The sequence below is a fragment of the Moorena sp. SIO3A2 genome, assembly GCF_010672265.1.
Taxonomy (GTDB): Bacteria; Cyanobacteriota; Cyanobacteriia; order Cyanobacteriales; family Coleofasciculaceae; genus Moorena; species Moorena producens.
In genome coordinates this window covers 16,374-37,685 of record NZ_JAAHHC010000011.1, presented here as the reverse complement: position 1 = coordinate 37,685, position 21,312 = coordinate 16,374, and the positions used below count along the sequence as shown (strand labels likewise).

At 44.4% G+C, this 21,312-nt stretch carries 19 protein-coding genes and 1 pseudogene; 3 read left to right on the top strand and 17 right to left on the bottom strand.

Annotated features, from left to right (window positions below):
- Positions 1 to 133 precede the first annotated feature (133 nt).
- The 4 genes from F6K64_RS14020 to F6K64_RS14005 form a co-directional block, all read right to left on the bottom strand.
- Positions 134 to 259, bottom strand: a complete 126-nt coding sequence (locus F6K64_RS14020; RefSeq protein ID WP_287265635.1) for a hypothetical protein — start codon at positions 257 to 259, stop codon at positions 134 to 136.
- A 132-nt stretch (positions 260 to 391) separates the two neighbouring features.
- Positions 392 to 985 (bottom strand): NADPH-dependent FMN reductase, encoded by a 594-nt coding sequence (locus tag F6K64_RS14015; protein ID WP_287265634.1) that lies wholly within the window; start codon positions 983 to 985, stop codon positions 392 to 394.
- Positions 986 to 1,022: 37 nt separating this feature from the next.
- Complete coding sequence (locus F6K64_RS14010) at positions 1,023 to 1,427, bottom strand: hypothetical protein (protein ID WP_287265632.1); 405 nt, start codon at positions 1,425 to 1,427, stop codon at positions 1,023 to 1,025.
- Between the two features lie 98 nt (positions 1,428 to 1,525).
- Positions 1,526 to 1,939: a hypothetical protein gene (locus tag F6K64_RS14005; RefSeq protein WP_287265630.1), complete on the bottom strand. Its 414-nt coding sequence runs from the start codon at positions 1,937 to 1,939 to the stop codon at positions 1,526 to 1,528.
- 17 nt (positions 1,940 to 1,956) lie between these two features.
- Between F6K64_RS14005 and F6K64_RS14000 the strand changes: the two genes are divergently transcribed.
- On the top strand, positions 1,957 to 2,172 hold the full coding sequence (locus F6K64_RS14000; RefSeq protein ID WP_287265629.1) for a hypothetical protein: 216 nt from the start codon (positions 1,957 to 1,959) through the stop codon (positions 2,170 to 2,172).
- Positions 2,173 to 2,285: 113 nt separating this feature from the next.
- Here F6K64_RS14000 and F6K64_RS13995 read toward each other — a convergent pair whose 3' ends face one another.
- From F6K64_RS13995 to F6K64_RS13960, 8 genes are all read right to left on the bottom strand, one after another.
- Positions 2,286 to 3,071: an SDR family oxidoreductase gene (locus tag F6K64_RS13995; protein ID WP_008187183.1), complete on the bottom strand. Its 786-nt coding sequence runs from the start codon at positions 3,069 to 3,071 to the stop codon at positions 2,286 to 2,288.
- 499 nt (positions 3,072 to 3,570) lie between these two features.
- Entirely contained in the window at positions 3,571 to 4,692 is a 1,122-nt protein-coding gene (gene iscB, locus F6K64_RS13990; RefSeq protein WP_008187181.1) for an RNA-guided endonuclease IscB, read from the bottom strand.
- A gap of 220 nt (positions 4,693 to 4,912) precedes the next feature.
- Entirely contained in the window at positions 4,913 to 5,593 is a 681-nt protein-coding gene (locus F6K64_RS13985; RefSeq protein WP_008187180.1) for a class I SAM-dependent methyltransferase, read from the bottom strand.
- A gap of 48 nt (positions 5,594 to 5,641) precedes the next feature.
- Positions 5,642 to 6,466: a phosphate ABC transporter ATP-binding protein gene (locus F6K64_RS13980; protein WP_008187177.1), complete on the bottom strand. Its 825-nt coding sequence runs from the start codon at positions 6,464 to 6,466 to the stop codon at positions 5,642 to 5,644.
- A gap of 22 nt (positions 6,467 to 6,488) precedes the next feature.
- The gene (pstA, locus tag F6K64_RS13975; RefSeq protein WP_008187175.1) at positions 6,489 to 7,427 is read right to left on the bottom strand and encodes a phosphate ABC transporter permease PstA; all 939 of its coding nucleotides are present in this window, start codon (positions 7,425 to 7,427) and stop codon (positions 6,489 to 6,491) included.
- Between the two features lie 59 nt (positions 7,428 to 7,486).
- Positions 7,487 to 8,365 carry a phosphate ABC transporter permease subunit PstC gene (pstC, locus tag F6K64_RS13970; protein WP_287265628.1) on the bottom strand — a complete coding sequence of 293 codons (879 nt, stop codon included), beginning with the start codon at positions 8,363 to 8,365 and terminating at the stop codon, positions 7,487 to 7,489.
- Entirely contained in the window at positions 8,322 to 9,152 is an 831-nt protein-coding gene (locus tag F6K64_RS13965; RefSeq protein ID WP_287265627.1) for a phosphate ABC transporter substrate-binding protein, read from the bottom strand. The genes pstC and F6K64_RS13965 overlap by 44 nt, the downstream gene beginning before the upstream one ends.
- A 262-nt stretch (positions 9,153 to 9,414) precedes the next feature.
- Positions 9,415 to 9,564, bottom strand: coding sequence for a hypothetical protein (locus F6K64_RS13960; RefSeq protein WP_287265625.1), 150 nt, complete (start codon positions 9,562 to 9,564; stop codon positions 9,415 to 9,417).
- Positions 9,565 to 9,763: 199 nt separating this feature from the next.
- On the opposite strand from F6K64_RS13960, the gene F6K64_RS13955 reads away from it, so the two are divergent.
- Both F6K64_RS13955 and F6K64_RS13950 read left to right on the top strand, forming a co-directional pair.
- Positions 9,764 to 9,940 (top strand): hypothetical protein, encoded by a 177-nt coding sequence (locus F6K64_RS13955; protein ID WP_165691889.1) that lies wholly within the window; start codon positions 9,764 to 9,766, stop codon positions 9,938 to 9,940.
- Between the two features lie 537 nt (positions 9,941 to 10,477).
- Complete coding sequence (locus F6K64_RS13950) at positions 10,478 to 14,497, top strand: HEAT repeat domain-containing protein (protein ID WP_287265623.1); 4,020 nt, start codon at positions 10,478 to 10,480, stop codon at positions 14,495 to 14,497.
- 131 nt (positions 14,498 to 14,628) lie between these two features.
- On the opposite strand, the gene F6K64_RS13945 is transcribed toward F6K64_RS13950, so the two are convergent.
- The 5 genes and pseudogenes from F6K64_RS13945 to F6K64_RS13925 form a co-directional block, all read right to left on the bottom strand.
- The gene (locus tag F6K64_RS13945) at positions 14,629 to 15,303 is read right to left on the bottom strand and encodes a hypothetical protein (protein ID WP_229414621.1); all 675 of its coding nucleotides are present in this window, start codon (positions 15,301 to 15,303) and stop codon (positions 14,629 to 14,631) included.
- A gap of 319 nt (positions 15,304 to 15,622) precedes the next feature.
- Entirely contained in the window at positions 15,623 to 15,763 is a 141-nt protein-coding gene (locus F6K64_RS13940; protein ID WP_008187160.1) for a hypothetical protein, read from the bottom strand.
- Between the two features lie 318 nt (positions 15,764 to 16,081).
- On the bottom strand, positions 16,082 to 17,986 hold the full coding sequence (locus F6K64_RS13935; protein WP_008187159.1) for a DUF4114 domain-containing protein: 1,905 nt from the start codon (positions 17,984 to 17,986) through the stop codon (positions 16,082 to 16,084).
- Positions 17,987 to 18,836: 850 nt separating this feature from the next.
- Positions 18,837 to 19,072: pseudogene (locus tag F6K64_RS38880) on the bottom strand (hypothetical protein).
- A 599-nt stretch (positions 19,073 to 19,671) separates the two neighbouring features.
- Complete coding sequence (locus tag F6K64_RS13925; RefSeq protein WP_008187157.1) at positions 19,672 to 21,282, bottom strand: FG-GAP-like repeat-containing protein; 1,611 nt, start codon at positions 21,280 to 21,282, stop codon at positions 19,672 to 19,674.
- Positions 21,283 to 21,312: the final 30 nt, after the last annotated feature.

The window sequence follows — 21,312 nt, the reverse complement described above, 5'->3', positions numbered from 1 at the left end:
AAGAACACAATCACTACCCTGCGTAGGAACAGGTATAAATGGTTCATAAATTCATTACCGAAAGAATAGTTCACAAAAGTGAGTATGACAGCCTGTCAGTATTGAAATCAAGTTTTTGTTATAAAAGTTTATATTAGCCTTCGTCGGGACTCGGGAATCGGGAATCGGGAGTCGGGAGTCGGGAGTCGGGAGTCGGGAGTCGGGAATCGGGAGTCGGGAATCGGGAATCGGGATATTTAGCCCAATCGCGCTGATACAACCAAAAAAATGACTGCTGTCAGCTATTATCTTCTTTTATCTTATTTTATCTCTTATTATCTTCTATTATCTCCTATTATCTTCCCACGCCACCCACACTCCCCGCGCCCCCGCCCCACACTCCCCTTCTTTTTTACAAAGAAACGTAGCGCTTTTGATTAACCATCGCCTCGGTATACCAAGCCAGTTCATTCATAAAAGATTCCAGCCTGGCTTTAAATCTCAAGTCATACAAATTACCATTGTCATCAAATAATTCCTTCACATTGGCAACAGGCAATTTATCTGGAATTGGTAACCCACCTAAAGCCAGACAGACTAATCGTAACTGCGCCAAACAATCAAGTCCGCCAAATCTCCCAGAAGACACGGTACATATACCAATAGGTTTATACTTTAAAGCCTGGGGTTCCAGATAATCCAGGGCATTTTTTAATACTCCAGGATAGCCATTTTTGTATTCAGGAGTAACCAGTAATATCCCATCTGATTGACCCAGCTTGGAGCAAAACTGTAGGACATTATCAGGAGGATTTGAGCTATCCTGTAATCGCTCTTCTAACATGGGTAACTTATACTCACCCAGGTCAATCAGTTCAGTGTCTATTCGGTCTTGCTTAACAAGCTCTGTTAAAATAAATTTCGCTACTTTGAGACTTTCCCGACCAATGCGGCAACTCCCTAAAACAATAGGAATTTTTAGCTTGATTTTGCTTAATTCTTCCATTTTAAATTAGGGAGTATACTCCCATTATAAAATTTACCTATTCATCTAAGCTTTTTATACTAAAGTAAAACTCGCGACTGAGAAAATTAGGGCGTTCGCCATTCTTAAACTTGAGAAAAGTAGCAATAATGCACAAACCTTTATTAGTATTAGATGCTAATAATGCTTCCACTCCATCAAGATTATATTGGGCACTGAAGCCTGTTTGACCGAGATTGTCTACATAGGTTGTTACCTCAACTTTGCCCCAATATTCTGGGGAATTACCACCATAAGCATCGATAAACACCTGCTCGCCCTGCTGAGTTATAGTAAATTTTTTAATCCACTCGGTTTGTTGATTAGAATTGATCCATGTACCGAGTATGGTACTTAAGTCAATTTGAGCATTGCTATCAGGTTGAGAATTCTGAGTTTCACCGTAAACTTCCTGGGATTTCATCCTATTCACATCTCCTAAGATTGTTTTTGTCTATTGTTTGTGGCGTTGACACCAGAAGACTATTACATTTTTTAAATCTAAAGACTACTTACGGTAGACTACTTACGGTGGAAAAATTCACGACCAAAGTGCTTAGGACGACCGCTACCATCTAAGTAGCGAGTATAGGATTGAATCACGATTATACCTAGTTTGTGATTGGAGACCAGAAGACTTTCTATTCCGTCGAGACTATAAAGGGCATGGAATCCTGCTGCTATCAGGGGTGATTTACCAGCTCCGTAGGGTATAGCTTCCGCTTCTCCCCAATCAATTAACCCCCCATCACTAGCTCCATAAGCATTGATGATTAAACTACCATTGCGATCGCTCAAGATTACTTTCTTGATATAGTTAGTATCCCGTTTGGTATTAAACCATTCTCCCAACAAAGATGAAAGATCTATAGAGTCATCCACAGATGGCCGTTCATCGGCTTTCATATATTTGGCAAATTGCTTGGTACTTTCCATAGTATTAATTGTGATTTGTGTTTAACAGCGGATCTGGGAAAAGGGAGCAGGGAGCAGGGAGCAGGGAGCAGGGAGCAGGGAGCAGGGAGCAGGGAACAGGGAACAGGGAACAGGGAACAGGGAACAGGGAAGATAGAAGAGGCAAGAGGCAAGAGGCAAGAGGCAAGAGGCAAGAGGCAATAAATCCTAAGTTTTATTGGACAATAAAACCAGACCTCCTTTGTTTAATCTGAGTTACATCACAGCGTTGAAGCCTCTGCCACGGCTGAATGCTGACCGCTGACCGCTGACCGCTGACCGCTGACCGCTGACTGCTGACCGCTGACCGCTGAATGCTTACCCTTATCTAAAACAAACTTTTCACAAATCCCCCATCAACTTGAATACAGGTTCCTGTGATATAACTCGCTTTTTCCGAAGCCAGAAATACTGCTAAATTAGCGACTTCTTCTGCGGAAGCTGGGCGACGGAGGGGAACACTTTTCATCCATTGCTGGATCACTTGTTCCCGAGAACTACCCTGTCTTTTCGCCACTTCATCAGCTACTTCATAGAACTTATCCGTAACCGCAAAGGAAGGGCAGATACTATTAACCAGAATGTTATGCTGCCCCAATTCATTAGCAAGGGTTTTAGCATAAGCGACAACACTTGCTCGTTGGGAATGGGCAATCAGCATCCCTGGCTGTTTGGCTGCTACTGAAGTCACAAAAATTATCCTACCCCAAGACTGTTTTTTCATCAAAGGCAGCAACGCTTCAGCTATAGTCACCTGACTCATAAAGGTCAGATCGAATGATTGCTGCCAATCCTCCTGGTTTAGTTCATAGTGGCGCTTGTAGGGCATCCCACCCACGTTATTGACGACAATATCAATGGTGGAAAATTGATTGGTAATGCCCGTTAGCAATTGGGAGATACTCTCTTTTTGCTCAAGATCCACTGGGATAGGTGTAATGACTTGTCCCGTCTTGGCTTCTATGTCCTGGGCAGCCTTGAGTAAATTATCCTTATCTCTACTGCAAATTATCACTTGACACCCTTCAGCGGCCAAGCCCTCTGCGATCGCTCTACCCATGCCTCGACTCGATGCCGTTACTAAAGCGATTTTGCCTTTTAGTCCTAAATCCATAACTGAACTAATCCAGCATAATTACACCACTACGCAGCCCCCTAAATCCCCCAAGCGAGCAATCCCTCGCTCGGGGGGCTAGGGCGTGTTTTATTGCCTCGGAGATCCCCCGTTTCCCTTAAAAAAGGGGGACTTTGAGTATGGCTCCCCCCTTATTAAGGGGGGCTGGGGGGGATCATAATCTTGCGGAAAACTTTGAAAACACGCCCTAGGGGGGCAAAATTCAGTATCAAAAAACTTGGGAGATATCCTCTTAGTCATAGCTTACTTTTGACTTCTGACTTCTAACTTCTGTATGTAATAGGAGGACTATTTCCAGGTAATTCTTGGTATTTATCGGCAAAACCCATAAGTATAACCATCCTTTCTGTGAACTCTGAGTAAATTCTTGACGTGCAAGCTTATCGCCTTTTTTCCGGGAACCGTGTAATTAAAGGAGTTGCTTTTGCTTCTGGGATTAACCCTCCCAAACTCCCCCGTCAAAAGGTTTTTAGCTATATCACCACGCTTTCCAACCTTTGATGGGTTTCAATGGGTTATGTCTAATGGGGTAGCCATATTTATTGAGCGCAGCTTTTTGCCTGCCTCCCTGTCCTTTGCAGGTAACTAGTAGCGGTTGAGAGGTTCTCAACACCAAAGCTTCAACGTCTCCAACACAAGCTGCATCAATCCAATGCTGCTTGGGTAGTCCCAACTTAGTCCGGTTGTATTTGGTCTGAGCACCCGTGCCAGTAACCACAGGTTTTATTTCCTTGAGTACCTTTACTACTTTGTTCCGAGTTGTATTGACCGCTGCTGCATCTCTCAATGGCGAAAGCGCCTTGTTTTTGATTTTTTGTAGCAAGCCTGGTTTCTTTTTTAGGAATTCTTCAATAGGTCTATTGCCTTTTCGTTGATTACATTTTTCACAAGCTAGACAAAGATTGCTGACCCGTTCGCGTAGCGTCGGCTTTGCCGAATCACTCCCTCCTTTGGATTTTGGGTGAATGTGCTCAATCTGTAGGGGAATATTTGGCTTGCCACAATAGGCGCACTCCCTCCCCCACTTCTCAAGTAAATATTCCCTCACCTCATACCCGGCTAGTTCACCTTGTTGGTATTCCACCCCATTGATTTCAGGATCCTGCATTTTTTGAGTGTCAAACTTGACTATTTCAATCCAAATCTCATTGACTGGACAAAACTTAGTTAGTCGTCTTACCCAGGTTTCAATAGTCAAAACCCTGTGTTCTAGGCTGGGAGCAATCCAACCCTCTGGACGCTTACGATTAAGAAATCTTGGCTTCCTGTAACGGGTATTGCGATTACGCCTCCCACCCCTAACGGCACTTCTAGATTCTAGTTTTTTCTTGATCAATCCTCCTCTGTGTTCTAGCTCCATTCCCCAAATAACTTGGTCGTCCTGGACTAGAGCAAACCCAGTCACCTTACTGCCTGGATCTATTTTGATTTGACAAGGGGAGATAGTCGGATTTGCGATTGCAGCCTTGAGGATAATCGTGAATGGATACATCCTAAAAACCGCAGCTTTTCCTTTATCTAACAATCGACGCGCTTTCTTGGGGGATATGGGGTTTAATGGTTGTTTGTCTGTGTCAATAACTAATACATAATTCTGCATTTTTAGTGCGTCTCAAATCGGTAATGTTTTCCTCGACCATGTTGTAATGGCTTGTCGTGTCAACCACACATTTTGCCTTCACCTTAATGGTTGACGATAGAGCTGGGAGCTGGAGTTCACTCCCAGGTATCATGACCAAAACAACGTAGGAAATTAATCCTTGGTCTGCAACCTAGTTAGGTAAATTTCCGAGTCTTGCCGGAAATTACCAAGGCTTTTACTAGGTGACTTGCGCTTCTAAAATCAACCGTTCTTTGTCTCCTGTCAGGGGACGGTGATAGATAAAACTTTCGTTCTCAACGGCTTCAAAACCAGCGCTAAGTAACTCCGAACGCAAATAATCTGCCGAAAACCAATAAAAGTCTTTGACCCTTGGGTGAGGATGTACAGGAGCGTTGATCACCGCTGCATCATTAGAAATCAGCAGAATACCCTGGTTAGACACTAACCAATCTCGTAAACGACTGAAGAGCTTGGTTAAACCCACTCCTGGTTTATATAAGTGTCCAACTACCCCATCACAGTAAATTAAATCAAAATTTTTGTGTTCCGGTTCCCACTGATTTATATCAGCAAAAACCACGGTCAATCCTTTGTTTCGCGCAATTTCAATGGCATCTTCATTGACATCATTGGCTATGACGTTATACCCTTTTTTATGTAAATCACTTTCCACAAAAGCGTTACCCGTGCCAATACTCAAGATATTGCTTGTGAGTTTGTAGTTAACCAAAGATTCAATTTTTTTGGTAATGAATTCTCGGTAGTTGGTGTCGTAAATTGTTGGTGTGATCGAGTCTTTATAGGCGTTTCCTTCTTCCCAGATAGTGTAAATACTTTTACCTTGCTCCCGGAGCTGGGAATAGTAATTGTCTGTGGATAGCTGTAAATTTTGGTTCATCTTCTTTACAATTAGCCTTTGGGATTCTTAGTGTGTGGCAGGATTCCCTTATCCACGCTGACCATTGATGTATTCTGCTGTAATGGGATGTTGGGGATTCTGGAAGATTTGCTGAGCTGGGCCAAATTCAATTAAGCGTCCACAGCCAGACTGAACCCAAAATAACCCCACATAGTCTGCAATCCGTCGAGCTTGAGCCAGGTTGTGGGTGACAATCACCACAGTGTATTTCCCCCGCAAACTAGCAATCAAGTCTTCGACAACCCCACTAGAAATGGGGTCTAGGGCACTACAAGGCTCATCCATCAAAATAATTTCTGGAGCCAAGGCGAGGGTACGGGCAATGCAAAGACGTTGTTTTTGGCCTCCAGAGAGGCGCAATGCCGAGGCTGTAAGCCTATCCTTGACTTCGTCCCAGAGCTTAACATTTGTGAGCACCCTCTCAACAATTCCATTAATTTTCCGACGCTCTATAATACCATGCTCTTTCAACGGAAAAGCAATATTTTTCCAGATTGAGAATGGGAAAGGATTTGGTTTCTGCAAAACCATACCAATCCGACGGCGGAGAGCGATAGTATCAGTTTTAGGGTGAAGAATATTTGAATCACCCAACCAAACATTACCATAAACTAGGCACTTGGGGATGAGATCGGTTAAGCGATTAAGACAATACAAAAAGCTGGTCTTGCCACAACCAGATGGGCCAATCAAGGCAGTGATAGAACCCTGGGGAATTGACAAAGTGATATCGTCTAGGGCCTGTTTAGAGCCATAGAATAAATTGAGCCGATCCGTGCATAGGGTAGGAAAGCCCCAGTTGTCCATAGGAGGAGAGATGACTGGTTTTGCCTGGGATGAAAACTGACTCATTAATGTTAGTTACGATACATTTTTACTCCTGAAGACTGCGATCATGCCATTGCTTCCCTAGGTAAATCGCTGTGGTATTGATCAACAGGATAACTATAACTAATATCACAGCCGAGGCATAGGCATTATCATCCCCGCCAGGGACATTCATGGATAGCTCATAAATATGCAACGACAAAGCCCTTCCAGAATCAAATAAAGAGGTAGGTGTGCGATCGACATAGCCACTGGTGTAAATCAACGCCGCTGTTTCAGCGATTACCCTCCCAATTCCCAAAATTAAGCCTGCTACTAAACTGGGAACAGCAGCAGGTAACAACAGATTTGTGAGGGTGCTAGTGCGTGAGATTCCCAAGGATGCAGCCCCCAAACGGTATTCTTCAGGAACAGCCCGCAGCCCTTCTTCAATAGAACGAATCAAGATCGGCAGCACCATACAGGCTAAGGTCAATCCTCCAGACAGGATAGAGAAGCCAAGACCAAGGGTAACACAGAAGAAGGCATTGCCAAACAAACCAAAGACAATCGAAGGAACTCCTGCCAACATATCCAAACTGCGTCGCACCAACCGACTAAATAAGTTATTGGTGGCGGTAAATTCAGCTAACAGGATGGCAGTTCCCAACCCCAGGGGCAGGGCTACTGCCAGGCAAACCCCTAAAATCAATGCCGTTGAAACCAATATGGAGGCAATACCTCCTTCGCGACCAGCATTTTCAGGGTCTGTGGTCAGGAATTCCCAAGATAAATGGCTAGATCCATACCAAACCAAATGCCCCAGAATTATCGCTAAACTAGCGGCGACGGACAAAGCAACGAACCAGACAATGATGCTCAACACTCGGTCTCGATAAGCAATCTTGCTCCGATGCCGATGATTGCGAGAGTCACTCAAAAATTTCCGTTTTTTAGAGCCTTTAGAAGGATGTGTTGCATGAGAGTGAGAAGAAAAGAGAGCCATGGAAGCTGACACTGCAATAACTCTGTAGTGGATGGTTACCCAACTCAGGGGCAATTATACTAGTAAATGTGTTTTTCTTCTGCGATCGCTTCTGCCAACAGCGCCAGAAACAGACTAACTGCCAGCAACAACAATCCAGTTACAAACAGGGATGAACGATGATTGCCCAGGGCAAAAGCCATTTCCAAAGCAATGTTAGCGGGTAAGGTGCGAATCGGAGCGAACAGTGTATCTGGAATCTGAGGCACATTACCACAGACCATTAACACCAGCATCGTTTCCCCAAGGGCTCGTCCAATGCCTAGGATAATCCCAGTAAATACCCCCAGTCGCGCAGCGGGTAGCATGATTCCCAAAATCGTGCCCCAACGGGACAATCCTAGGGAAGCGGCTCCCTGCCAATAAACTTGGTTCATCTCTGCTAACGTCGCGTCCACGGTCAGGGCAATAGTAGGAATAATCAGTAGAGCTAACATTAGTACTCCTGCTAGTAAACTGGTTCCTGGTGGATGGAGGCGATTAATCAGTGGCACTAACACGACCAGTCCCCATAGTCCATAAATTACTCCCGGAAATCCCGCCATTAACTCCAGTAAGCGGCGGTAGAAACTAGCGAGGAAAGGAGGAGCGTAATAGTGGCAGAACAAAGCCGACAAAATCCCAACGGGAGCCGCTAGCACTACTGCTCCTGTTACCACCAATAGGGTACCCACCAACATTGGGGTGAGGTTATAGAATCCTTGAGCGGGACTCCAGCTAGCATCGGTCAAAAAGGCTAATATCCCGATTTCATCAAAAATCGGTAAGGATTCAATGATCAAGAACCCTGTAATAATCACAACGAGTATACCTACCACAGAGGCAATTCCTCGTACAGTCCACCCTAAAAACCGATCAATTTTTCGGGGGCACAAATTTTTGTAGCCGAACGATATCATAATTTTCTTCACCCTGAACAAATGTGATGAACTGCTTTGCTAGTCCACTGGGGTTTCCTTTAGTCACCAGAGTTAATTGCCGAAGCAAGGGAAAACTGCCATTAGCAACTGCTTCACTGGTTGCTTCAACCCCATCCAGTGCCAGAAGCTTGATGGATATACCCTCCTGCATACTATATTCCGCAGCACCAATGGAGACGTAACCAATAGCATTGGGATTACCTGCAACAGTTTTTATGCCTTGTTGATTATCCCCAATTACTACATCCGCCTTCACCTCTGAATTATTCACTCCAAAGTATTCCAGAAATTTCTTTAGTGTTGAGTGTCCTTCTGCTCTGTGGACAAAGGTGATCGGGGCATCATTTTTATTTAAGCTTTGCCAATTTTTGATTTGACCAGTGCTGATGGCCTTAACCTGTTTCCTAGTGATTTCTGTTAAGGGGTTATCACCATGAACAATGATGCTAATTCCATCCCGTCCAAGCACAAAAACTTCCATCCCAACGGCTTCATCTTCTGTCAAAGTCCGAGAAACCATACCAATATCAGAAAGTCCTTGTTGCACATCTGCTAGTCCACGAGACGAACCACCCGTTTGTACATCAATACGAATCCCTGGATTTTGCGCTTCAAATCGTTTACCCAACGCTGAAACTAAAGGAGCCACAGTACTTGCTCCCGTTAAGATTAGCTTTTGTTGCCCAGAACCGACTTCAGGAGATTGAGTACAACTCTGCAAATATAGGCACAGAAGCAGGATAAACGAAGCTAGTCTAAATTTCATCAATGTGTTATTGAGTAGCAAGGTCTCAGACCAAGTAAATCATCATAAATTATAAGTTTACATCGGTGGTGGGGTAGCACCCAATATATCCCTGTCGGTGGGCAGTGCCGATTCAACCGATCAAAAGCGTTGGAATTGCTGTTATGCACTGCCCAGCCTAGGATAATTTACGATTAATTTTCTCGATAATATATCCCTGTCGGTGGGCAGTGCCGATTCAACCGATTAAAAGCGTTGGAATTGCTCTTAGGAACTGCCCACCCTACGATAATTTACTGTATTGATTATGCGATCGCGCTTTCCCACAGCGATCGCTAATTTCCCAGCTAAACCCCAACTGGAGATCCCCCCTAACCCCCCTTAACAAGGGGGGGACACTCACCACACTTTCCACACTCCCCACACTCCCCACACTTCCTGCTCCCTGCTCCCTACTCCCTGCTCCCTCAAAAAGAATTTGTTACAAAATTTTTCAAAATATGCTATAATATGCAAATTTTTGTGCTACACTTAAAGTGTGGACAAGAAAATCCACGGGAAGAGCCAGCCTAAGAGTTTTCGCAGGCTGCAGGCTGGCTCTGGGTTCCCCTTACAGGAGATAACTTAATAATATGTCCCATCGACGCTTATACCCATGGGTAATGGTGCGCTTATTGCCACCGATGCCACCAGTGGTTTTCGCTCGGTTCGACAGCCCTGCTGATGCGAAGAGCTATGTGCAGGTGCTGAAACTGCTCATGCCTGGTGCCAAGTTTCTACTTTTTTTGGATTACCGAGTAATTCTGTAGGGTGTGTTAGGGGCGGGCTTGCCATCATGTTCAACCTCATAGCAAGTGTTGGGAAAGCCCGCGCCGTAACGCACCACCCAAGGTTTCACCCTCATTTTCGCGGTAGCCATGGTTGGGACAGCTCGTCCTAAAATAGTGATCACAGGCAAGATGCCTGTTCTACAAAGATCTCAAGTCCACCCATTGGGTCAAAAAGTTGAGGATCCCCCCTAACCCCCCTTAACAAGGGGGGAACTGTTACCACGCTTACCACATTCCCGATTCCCGACTCCCGATTCCCTGTGGTATATAATATTATCCAGGATTGCTATAATAAAAATCGATTAATCATTGGGAAGCATCTAACTGTCAAAGGTTTGCTGGGCTTAGGGTCTAGCACCAACATCAGCATAATTATAGTTACAGCGTTTTTCATAACTATGGGGTACACAGGATTGTTTACCAGATCCGCTGTTCCCTATTCTGTGCTCTTTTCCCCCCTGATTAAGGTTAGGGGGGATCCCTATTAGCTGACTAACTCCTTGGGAAACTACCACCATGCCCCATAGAGGCCATGCCGACTGCCCAAAGCTTTTCCCTACCTTTAAGACCAGTGTTACCCAGTCCCTCTGTTTTCTGTTAGCACTGCTAGTAGCGGTACTTTTGATTGTCAACGGGAGTCACGCTGAAGAAAAGAAGCCTGAGCTAGAATCCTGGCAGCTCAAGGGGATTGTGGCAGCACTGGATGACCATGATCCCTTGGTATGGGTTGAAGCTTTGAACAAATTGTCTACCTATGAATTGGAGCAACTCAAGCACCCCATTGAGATTCCTAAACAGACAATTGACAAGATTGCAGACTTATTGGCCTATAAACATGAGAGTGATGAGACCGAGAATGAGAGAAAGTCGGTTCAGTCCAAAGTCCATGCTAGTGCAGTAAAAGCTCTTGGTGAGATAGAACCAGCGGCCTATAAGTATGCTCCCCAAATTGCTGAACATTTAACCCACTCAGAGAGTTATGTCCGTGCTAGGGCGGCATACGCTTTGGGGAACATGGGAGCAACCGCCTCTGAGTACATTCCCAAAATTGCCAAACTTTTAATCGACTCAGATGGTAATGTCCGTTCTAGTGCGGCATATACTCTTGGGCAGATGGGAGTAGCTAAGGACTACGCTCTCCAAATCGCCAAACTTTTAACCGACTCAGATAGTAATGTCTATTCTAGTGCGGCATTGGCTCTGAGTGAGATGGGAGCAGCGGCCTCTGAGTACGCTCCCCAAATTGCCAAACTTTTAACCGACTCAGATAGTAATGTCTATTCTAGTGATGCCTATTCTAGTCTGGCAAAAGCTCTGAGGAAGATGGGAGCAGCTAAAGACTACGCTCCCCAAATTGCCAAACTTTTAACTGACTCAGATCCCTCGGTCCGTGCTAGTGCGGCAGAAGCTCTGGGTCAGATGGGAGCAGCTAAAGACTACGCTCCCCAAATCTTGACACTTTTAACCGACTCAGATTGGATTGTCCCTTATATAGCGGCATTAGTTCTGGGTCAGATGGGAGCAGCAGCATCTGAGTATGCTCCCCAAATCGTGACACTTTTAACCCACTCAGATCCTGATGTTCGTCGTAATGCAGCATCGGTTCTGGGTGAGATGGGAGCAGCAGCATCTGAGTATGCTCCCCAAATCGTGACACTTTTAACCCACTCAGATCCTGATGTTCGTCGTAATACAGCATCGGTTCTAGGTCAGATGGGAGCAGCAGCATCTGAGTATGCTCTCCAAATCGTGACACTTTTAACCGACTCAGATCGTGATGTCCGTGGTAGGGCGGCATATGCTCTGGGGCAGATGGGAGCAGCAGCATCTGAGTACGCTCCCCAAATTGCCAAACTTTTAACCCACTCAGAGGATTATGTCCGTGCTAGTGCGGCAGAAGCTCTGGGTCAGATGGGAACTGCTGCCTCTGAGTACGCTCCCCAAATCCTACCACTTTTCACCGACTCAGATAGTGATGTCCGTGCTAATGCAGTAGAAGTTCTGGGTGAGATGGGAACTGCTGCCTCTGAGTACGCTCCCCAAATTGCCAAACTTTTAACCGACTCAAATGATTATGTCCGTATTAGTGCGGCAGAAGCTTTGGGGAACATGGGAGCAGCCGCCTATGAGTACGCTCCCCAAATCGCCAAACTTTTAACCGACTCAGATAGCTCGGTCCGTATTAGTGCAGCAAAAGCTCTAGAGCAGATGGGACCATTAGAGGTAAAAGACTTACTTTATGTATTGAATGAAGTTTACCGGTATGAGCCAGAAGAACCAAGGCTCCGTTTTCTGGCCTATTTCCTCAGTGGCGGGGAAAAAGACTCACTCCACTTAATCCACTGGCTGGGCTCACCTGAGAAATATCCCCATGAAATTCGGGACCTCAATTACCAAGAAGGGTTAGAAGTTCTCAAGCTATTTGCCCAAATCTGGGAACCTAGTCAAGCTTTGCCTAAACTGCGCAAAGACTTAGAAAGGCAGATTGCCGAAGTTGTTAATCACGTCAGCTGGGAACAAAAAGATATGAAGCTGCTCAAGCAGCACTACCATAATCTTAAGCAAGCTGAGTCTAGACTTGCTGCGGATGTCAAAGCCAAAATTATCGCCTTAGAACGACAGCACTTAATTCTGATTGTGTTTAAGATTTGGCGAATCCATGTCAGTGGCTGGTTGTTTGTGATCATCATTTATCCCCGTTCTTCCCAAGTCCAAGCTCTAATCTGGGACCGGAAATTCCGCACTATTGTGGGCTTAGGCTATATCAGCGTGGCTCTAACCTGGATTCCCTGGTTGCGCTACCGATTACTGGCTCCCTTCCGTGAAGTGCTGGTGGCCGATGCTAGCTTAGATAGCTTCGATCCCCAGGCTTACTTTCCCAACTCTTACGTTAAAATTAGACGAGCCACCCATACCCAACCGATTCAAACCGCCATTGGCCAACTCCAGTCTCCCATCGTTCTGGAAGGGGAATCGGGATTGGGCAAATCGATGTTTCTGCGGAATTTAGTCAAAACCTCCGGGCGGCTGTCGGTGTACCTGCCAGCCAGCCAATGTGCCGGTGGTGTGGTGGAAGGGATTCAAGCTAAATTGCCCATCGCTGCCCATGACCCATTATTCCTACAAAGCCTGATTAACTACAATACCCTAGATATCTGCATTGACGGACTCAATGAAGTCAGCCCAGACACCAGGGCTACTATTAATACCTTTGTGGAGCATCACGTCCAGGGGCATATTATCCTCACCACCCAACCCTTGGAATGGACACCCCCAGCGACGGCCAAAACCTACGTGCTGCAACCCCTGAAGCGCCAGCAAATAGCCGAGTTCCTCACCTCTCGTCAAGGGATTTTGCCGGAGGATGCCCCGGTATCCGGTGTGGAGTACGAGCAAGCCTGTGACGACTATCTGGCCAGCCAACTCCACCAAAACCAATCCAAACAGGAGTTAACCGCAGTACATCGGTTTCTGTCCAATCCCATGGATTTGACCTTGGTGGCGCAACTGTTGGCCCAGGGCAAACACCCGGATTTGCTCAACTTGCAACAGCAGCAGTATGAGATCATGGCAGAGGACTATCAACAGATTCACCTTTATCCGTTTCCCCTGGCTGAATTTGCTGAAACCGTTTACCAGATGCGCCTCCATGATCAAATTACCATCCCAGAAAACCACTGCTTGGATGAGTTGCAGTGCATGGAACGCTATAAAATGGTATTGACTCGTCAGCAGAAGGATGGGTTTGGTCGTACCCATCGAGAATGGTACTTTCGCCACGATAAAATCCAGGAATACTTTATCGTCCAGACCTTCCTCAAAACCGAGAATCGAGAACGTCAGCACGAGCATCTGAGTGACCCCCGATTTCGCGGTGTTTACCTGCTGCTGGCCACCCTGTTGGAGGTTAACCAAGCTCTGGTATTACGGGAAGTCCTGATTCAATCTGCTGCGGAAACCAAAGACCATGCCGTCAGTGACCAGTTCATCCAGCGGTTTAATTCTCGGCAAGAGCTCACCCAAACCACCAACAAGGATGGCGTGCTTGCCCTTTACCAGAAGCATTACCAAGACCTGATCGAAATTGCTAGACTACAAGCAAGCCGACTTATCACTGTTGAAAACAACGCCATGAGTGAATCAACGTCAGACTCCAATCACTCCAATTATCACTCCAAGTATCAGTTTCAATACGATCAATCTCAGTCTCAAAATAGCTTTGTCGATACCGCTCAAAGTGGCAGTCAACAAGAATTTAAACCGATTCAAAATAATAATTATGCCCCGGAGCAAAAGCAAACTCTAAGTGAAGCCGCAGCCGAAATTCAACAATTATTAAAACAGTTAGAGCAAAGTAATCCCAACGCCACGGATTTAGAAAAGACAGCGTTTGTGAATATTGCGATTCCAGCAACTACTAAACAACGGTTGCTTAGTGCCTTAGAAAGTGGTGGTAAAGAAGCCCTTAGGGAATTATTAGATAATCCCTATGTGAATGTGGGCATGGCGATTGTGGAAGGATGGCAGAATCCATAGTAGGGAGTAGGGAATATGTAAGCATTCAGCAGTGAGCGGTCAGCGGTCAGCTTATTTTATTCAAAAGCTGAATGCTGAATGCTGAATGCTGATAGCTGAATGCTGATAGCTGATAGCTAATAGCTGAATGCTTACAAATAGTCTAATGCCGAGAGGATATGGCCAAACTTTTGATTTAGAGTATCTATAGTTTCAGGTTTAAGATTATTTCTGAAATCTCCAGGAGTGATTTTACGTATGTGAGTATTGGGCTTGGCATTTTTGGGATCTACTTGATCAGATAATTGCTTAGACAAGCCGTTTATATCTTCTGAAGAAAGTTGAAACGGTTGAACAAACGAGGTGAACCAACTATCAAAGTTATCTACCATATCTTCATACTTGAGTAGATTAACACCAGGATGACCAATGAAGTGATTTAGATATTTTTCATATCTCTCAAAGTAATCATCACTGAAGGAAATCACAAACTTGTCTATTCCCCAAGAAAGCCACTCGTCTCGAATCGATTTCTTTATGCCTCCGTGAGTTTTTGTCCAAGAAAAGAACATTGAATTCAGACCATCTCTGGGATCTCGTAGGTGTAGGTTTACAAAACAGCTATCTAAGTCTATCTCTAGGGGACGACGTATAGGGCCAATACACCCTGTATCTATATAATTAAACTCAGCAAGAGCTGACTGGCAACAATTTACTTTAAAGTCTTGAAAATATAATAAACTATCACTTAACTCTTTATTATTGGGAGAATAGTATTTCAGTTGAGCCAAAGCACAAGCTTCTAAAGTTATTCTGTGCAATAACATTGAACCTGCTTTATGTACTGTAAAAACAGCTATTTTGGTGACTGGTTTCATAATATAATTTAAGTATAGCGGTTTTTAATTAGGTGAGGTACATTTTTTTATGGAACAGGGAATCGGGAATCGGGAATCGGGAATCGGGAATCGGGAATCGGGAAGAAGGTAAAAATTTTTTGTACCTCATTAGGCTAAAAACCGCTAGATTAATTAAATCATAATCTCGGCTATATATTGCATAATTCTGGATGTTGTAGACTGCCAACACCATTGTGGGTGCATCTCAATGCATCCACAAACACTCTTCGGCAATAGAAGTATAATATCATGTTATGACATTACCCTTAATATAGCGGTTTTCAATTAGGTGAGGTACAAATTCTTGGGTTTTAGGGAGCAGGTAAGAGGCAAGAGGCAATAGGCAATAGGCAATAGTCCCCATCTCCCCATCTCCCCATCTCCCCATCTCCCCCTCATAAGGGTAGGTTTTTTACAAAGACCTCAGGTGTGGGGTGTGGGGGATAAGACAATGTACTTAATTTGTCGTTCAAAATCATCGCTTCTTCAGGTGCGACCCGTGGCGAATTTAATTCGCCAAGGTCAAGCGCACCTAAGTTGTTTTCCTTTTCCTCTCCCTCTGGGTCGCCCCATGTTTTACCCTAATGTAAAAAACCTACCCCTGTGAGCCACCCTCCCCACCCTCCCCACACTTCCCACACTTCCCACACTTCCCACCCTCCCGACTCCCTACTCCCGATTCCCTACTCCCCACTCCCAATCAAACTCAGAAGATAACCTCCACTACCAAGTCGTCATAGTCTAAGTCACCACCACCAAAGGTATCCTCGAAGCTAAACTGATTGTCCCCTAGTAGGCGGACGTGATCAAATTGATCAGGGTTAGCAGGTAAGAAACTAAAGTAGGCATTGAGACCGGAACCCTGCTGATTCGTGGGATTCTGAGTCAAGAACTCTTCAACAGTACCATTAGCAATTAGGAACGGAGCTAACAGTACCCCACCGGATAACCCACTGGCTAAATCTACCTGGTTGGAAACTGCAAGCTCTGCATAACCGGCATCACCGGGGTTGAGATTACCAATTTTACCACTAGCATCATCAACCTGATAAAAGCCAAAGCTATTCTCAAACACTGCTTGACTACTAACCACAAACTCAGGTGTTACTGTTCCGGTCACATCGGTTAAATCCAACAGCTCCACTTGCCCTTGAATCTGGGGACTCCCTATCCCTACAGTAGGAGTTAAAGCCGAAGCGTCTTGAACCGTTACCACTAAATCATCAAAGTCTTGGTCATCAGCATCTTCAAAGTTTAACGTCAAGACACCGTCGCTATTGGTCTCGGTTTGGATATGGTCTAAACCATCGCTATTGAAAGCAGCATCACCGAAAAATACAGAAACATTTTCTCCTGCTAGCACTGCCTCTCTGGTGCTATTTTGTACTAGGTAAAATCCTAATTGATCCCCTACATCAAAATTATTAATTAGACGACTAGTTTGACCACTATCTTCCGGATTTAGCAGCACAGAGAAAATAGTCTGAGCATTAGATAGAGCCGCTTCCACATAGCCTTCCTGACCAGGAGCAATACCATTAACTGTACCTTGGTCATTATCCGTGACAAACACCCCAATTTCATTGACATTAGTAGCGTTTCGACTAATAAAGGTGAATAGGAGTTGAGCGTTGCCAGTGGTGTCACTAGTGATAGTAAAAGTATTGTTAGGGTTCTGAGTCAGAGTCGAAGGAACAAAGGTAGGGATCGAGTTAACAGTAATATCAACAGTCGCTGTATCAAGGCCGCCGTTGCCATCAGATACCTGATCGATCAAGCTATCATTCCCACTGAAATCTGGATCAGGAGTATCAGTAATAACGTCATCATTAGTATTATCCAAGGTACCGTTATTGTTAACCACAGCAGTACCATCTGGTGCATCATTTACAGGAGTAACAGTAATGTTAACGGTAGCGGTGTCAGCAGGGTTAACCCCATCGTTTAACTGATAAGTAAAACTATCCGGTCCATTGTAGTCGGGATTCGGAGTGTAAGTAATAACGTCATCGGTTAGATCATCAGGAGTACCATTGTCATCTACTACTGCACTACCATTACTGGGATCACTAATAACCGTTAGAGTGCTATCTCCCTCAGTATCGGTGTCATTATCTAAGACGTTAATGTTAACGGTTGTATCTTCAGTAGTCGTGGCCGTATCATCTACAGCTATCGGGAGTTCGTTGGTCAGGTTGAATTCAATATAGTCAAATCGGATGAATTCATCACCATCAGCGGTACCTTTAACCTCGATCAGGTCTCCATTACGGATAAACGTGCTAGAGCTAATCTGCAAAGGGACGAAAGTGGAGGCTTCGGGGATACCGCTAGCAGTAGAGGCAGGATTATTAAGAGTGATTGTGGGAAAGACGGTACTGCCAATCCTGACATCGATTGTGCTTTCTCCATCTATTTCGTCAAAGATGCCAATGATTACTTCATAGCTACCAGTGGGCTGATTAAAGCTTGTGCTAGCAGTACCAGGGGGGAAAGCAGTATTATTAACAGCATCAAATAGACTGATTAGTGCGCCCCCGGAGGCATCAGGATTAGGAGTAGTTACAAAGTTAGTTATACTAGATAAATTTTCGGCTTCAATTCTCGTCATAGTGTTGTAGTCTCCAACCTTTATCTGTGTTTCAAGCTCTGGTAATTTTATTTGGTAATTTTATTTTGGCAGCAAGTAATACCCTAGCAAGTTTATATCCACTCAATCCCCAGGATATGGATACCCTTTACAGAAGACATCTCCAAAAATTAACCTCAAACCCTTGCAATGCCTGGGTCAAAACCGAGTTTCTGGAGATGTCTAGAGTCATGGGAAAGAGTATAATACTATGCTAAACCTTCACAAAAGCACCGATTATTACAGCTAATCAAAAATCTGATAAATCGGCCGCTGTATTAGTTACATGGTTTTGATTTTCCGTGTTTCAAAACCTATCTAAATTCCGTAGATGCTCCACCAAAATTCTTTTGCTGACATAGTCTCATAACTATACTATAGTCTTCCCCCAAGAGCTTGAGTTTTTGCGGTCAAACAATTCCTTTATTCATTCATGACATGAATTGGATATTATGTCACCATGGAATGTAGTAATTTTATCAAAACTTTATCCTATTGTTACGGATATGAGAATTGGTCAATATTTTCGATGACTAGAGAATAATTAATGCGATCGCTCTTAGCGGAAGCTTCGCTTCATCGCGCTGCAGGTAGGGAATAGGAAACAGGGAATAGGGAACTTCTGATCAGGGAAAGAGAGGGAGGTGTGGGAAGTGTGGGGAGATGGGGAGATGGGGAGATGGGGAGATGGGGAGATGGGGATTGATATCAGCAACTGGCTGCCCAAAACGGCGCTGCATTCTTTCGTCCCTTGAATTTGTAAACACCATTACACGCATTTTTAATAATTATACGGGTATAAACAATACCCAAAATCTACTTTATATATACTTTATATAACTATTATGATTTTTTTTATAGCGTTTCTCATAGTCATGATGTACAGAGTTTTTTTCCTATTCCCTATTCCCGATTCCCTATTCCCTATTACCTATTACCTATTCCCGATTCCCTATTCCCTATTCCCGATTCCCTATTACCTATTCCCGATTCCCGATTCCCGATTCCCGATTCCCGATTCCCGATTCCCGATTCCCTATTCCCAGAGCCGCTGTTACCTATTCCCAGAGCCGCTGTTACCTGTTACCGAAAATCCCAAAATTATGTACCTCACCTAATTAAAAAATGCTAGATATCACAACATACATATAACTATCCATAAAATAACTAATATAAAAATATTGAGTTTATCTTTCATCGAAAACTAATCCATTAGGTAATCGAACCATAGGTTTTATTATAAACATGGCTTAGGCAGTAATTATACTGGTAAGGTGCCTTAATAACGTAACCTACTACTTATGGCATTTGGAGTGATAGCCTTTAGAGTGATAGGGTTTCGAGTCCAGTTTTGGGTAAGTCCTAAGCAAAAATGATTATTTTATAAATCTTGAACTTTTATAAATCTTGAAAATTGATAGCTATATAGCCTTTATATTTGAGTTGTGAACATACTCCCAAAGGCCAAGAGGCAAGAGGCAAGAGGCATCCATGCTAGAGGGGAAACAGCTCCGGAGTTTTATTGTCCAATAAAAAAAAGACCATACAGGTTTACATCTCATTTGTAAACGCTATATAACGTCTCTACATGTAAGCAATCAGCTAACGCACCAAGGGCTTTAGCTGATTGCCCTTGGCTAAATACTTAGGTAATTGAAATTACGTATTTAAACATAACTTTGCCAACTGGGATCAGTTACTGGCTCAAGCCTCTCCAGGCGATCGAACCCATTAGCATTCATCAGCCAGACACTATTTTGTCCATCGTCGAGATTGCGCCAGAGGATATCATCGACACCATTATCATCGATGTCGAGGGTACCATGGATTACCTCCTGACCACTACTGATTGGTGAGGAGATCAACACTGATTCAATGTACTGAGTCCCTTCCATCCTCCAATAGTAAATAGTTTGCTCTTGAGTATTGCGCCAGATAATATCCCCATCACCATCTCCATCCAAGTCTCCCGCTGCCCTCATTTCCCAAATACTAGTGACTGGTTCCGATTGAATGAACACCTCCTGAGCCACAGTAGTGCCATTCATGAGCCAGACTTTATTTTCCCCAGTGGAAGTATTGCGCCAGAGAATATCCTCTTGATTATCACTGTTAAAATCTTCGGTGCCACGAATTTCCCAGTCCAGGTCTGGAGTTGGGGTGATGGACACTGCATTCTGAAACACCGATCCTGCCATCAACCAGATGCCAGTTTCACCAGTAGAGGTATTACGCCAGAGAAGATCCTGTTGTTGATCAGCGTTGAAATCCCCTGCACCCTGCATTTGCCAAGGACTGTCCGCTGCTTCTGTTGGTGAATGAATTGTTACGGCTTGAGCTAAGTCGAGACCATCCATCAGCCAAGCACCATTGACTCCGGTCTCGTCATTACGCCAGAAAATAGTCACACTCTCGCTGATAGTGGATTGGTCATTGTCGGTAATGGTGAAAGTGGCACTGGGAGTCTCACCTAATTGATAGTCGGGACTATTCTCAAGGGTAATAATGACAGTTTCTTCCCCTTCTGCTATACCATCGGCAATTGGGGTAAGCTTGAGATCTACTGACTCCTGACCTTCTGGAATAGTAACGGTACCAGTTAGGATGGGCTTGTAATCTGAGGGGCTAGCGGTGCCACTGACCGTGTAAGTTACCTCTAGGCTTTGACTAATGTCTCCGGTACGGGTGATGGTAATACCACCACTTTTTGGCACAGTTTCGGCTAATGTGCCATCAGTAGGGGTAATGGTAAGTTCAGGAAAAGTAATAACTGGGCCAGCTTCCACTGCTGGTGTTATTTCAATAACGTCGATCCGCGCTAGTTCATCGGTTTGATTCCCCAAACTATCCGCCACGGCAGAGATTTCAATCTGATCCCCTGGAGTCAGTGCTACGTCTTCAAAGATGGGATTAGGATTGGATAAACCATCAAATATAGAACCAGTCAACCCGATATAATTACCAGAATTGGGTGTGTCTATGGGTGGATTGCCCTTTTCTCCTGGGTTTTTATTGAAAATATATCTACTAATTGGGATACTGTTGACACGAAGTGTCAGGGTAGCTCTGCCATCTGATTCATCAAAATGGGCAATATTAAAATTATAGTTACCAGCAGGACCGTCAGCTTCTGTCCAGGTTAAACGAATGAATGCTGGTTCACTAGTATTGGTTTTGGGAATCTCGATAGCTTGGCCACCGGAAGCAATGTCACTATCAAAAACTATGTAGTTCTCTAGACTCAGCCTAGTTGTGTCTTCTGCCTCAAATGTTGGCATAATTACTATTATCCTCTCCTTTTTAGGGAA

Bases quoted from the DNA above. Each gene is read 5' to 3' on its own strand.
- F6K64_RS13985 (WP_008187180.1), bottom strand. From the start codon at position 5,593: ATGAACCAAAATTTACAGCTATCCACAGACAATTACTATTCCCAGCTC.
- F6K64_RS14010 (WP_287265632.1), bottom strand. From the start codon at position 1,427: ATGAAATCCCAGGAAGTTTACGGTGAAACTCAGAATTCTCAACCTGAT.
- F6K64_RS14005 (WP_287265630.1), bottom strand. From the start codon at position 1,939: ATGGAAAGTACCAAGCAATTTGCCAAATATATGAAAGCCGATGAACGG.
- F6K64_RS13995 (WP_008187183.1), bottom strand. From the start codon at position 3,071: ATGGATTTAGGACTAAAAGGCAAAATCGCTTTAGTAACGGCATCGAGT.
- F6K64_RS13980 (WP_008187177.1), bottom strand. From the start codon at position 6,466: ATGAGTCAGTTTTCATCCCAGGCAAAACCAGTCATCTCTCCTCCTATG.
- F6K64_RS13925 (WP_008187157.1), bottom strand. From the start codon at position 21,282: ATGCCAACATTTGAGGCAGAAGACACAACTAGGCTGAGTCTAGAGAAC.
- F6K64_RS13935 (WP_008187159.1), bottom strand. From the start codon at position 17,986: ATGACGAGAATTGAAGCCGAAAATTTATCTAGTATAACTAACTTTGTA.
- F6K64_RS14015 (WP_287265634.1), bottom strand. From the start codon at position 985: ATGGAAGAATTAAGCAAAATCAAGCTAAAAATTCCTATTGTTTTAGGG.
- pstA (WP_008187175.1), bottom strand. From the start codon at position 7,427: ATGGCTCTCTTTTCTTCTCACTCTCATGCAACACATCCTTCTAAAGGC.
- iscB (WP_008187181.1), bottom strand. From the start codon at position 4,692: ATGCAGAATTATGTATTAGTTATTGACACAGACAAACAACCATTAAAC.
- F6K64_RS13940 (WP_008187160.1), bottom strand. From the start codon at position 15,763: ATGGGGAGATGGGGAGATGGGGAGATGGGGACTATTGCCTATTGCCTA.
- pstC (WP_287265628.1), bottom strand. From the start codon at position 8,365: ATGATATCGTTCGGCTACAAAAATTTGTGCCCCCGAAAAATTGATCGG.
- F6K64_RS13945 (WP_229414621.1), bottom strand. From the start codon at position 15,303: ATGTTATTGCACAGAATAACTTTAGAAGCTTGTGCTTTGGCTCAACTG.
- F6K64_RS13965 (WP_287265627.1), bottom strand. From the start codon at position 9,152: ATGAAATTTAGACTAGCTTCGTTTATCCTGCTTCTGTGCCTATATTTG.
- F6K64_RS13955 (WP_165691889.1), top strand. From the start codon at position 9,764: ATGTCCCATCGACGCTTATACCCATGGGTAATGGTGCGCTTATTGCCA.
- F6K64_RS13950 (WP_287265623.1), top strand. From the start codon at position 10,478: ATGCCCCATAGAGGCCATGCCGACTGCCCAAAGCTTTTCCCTACCTTT.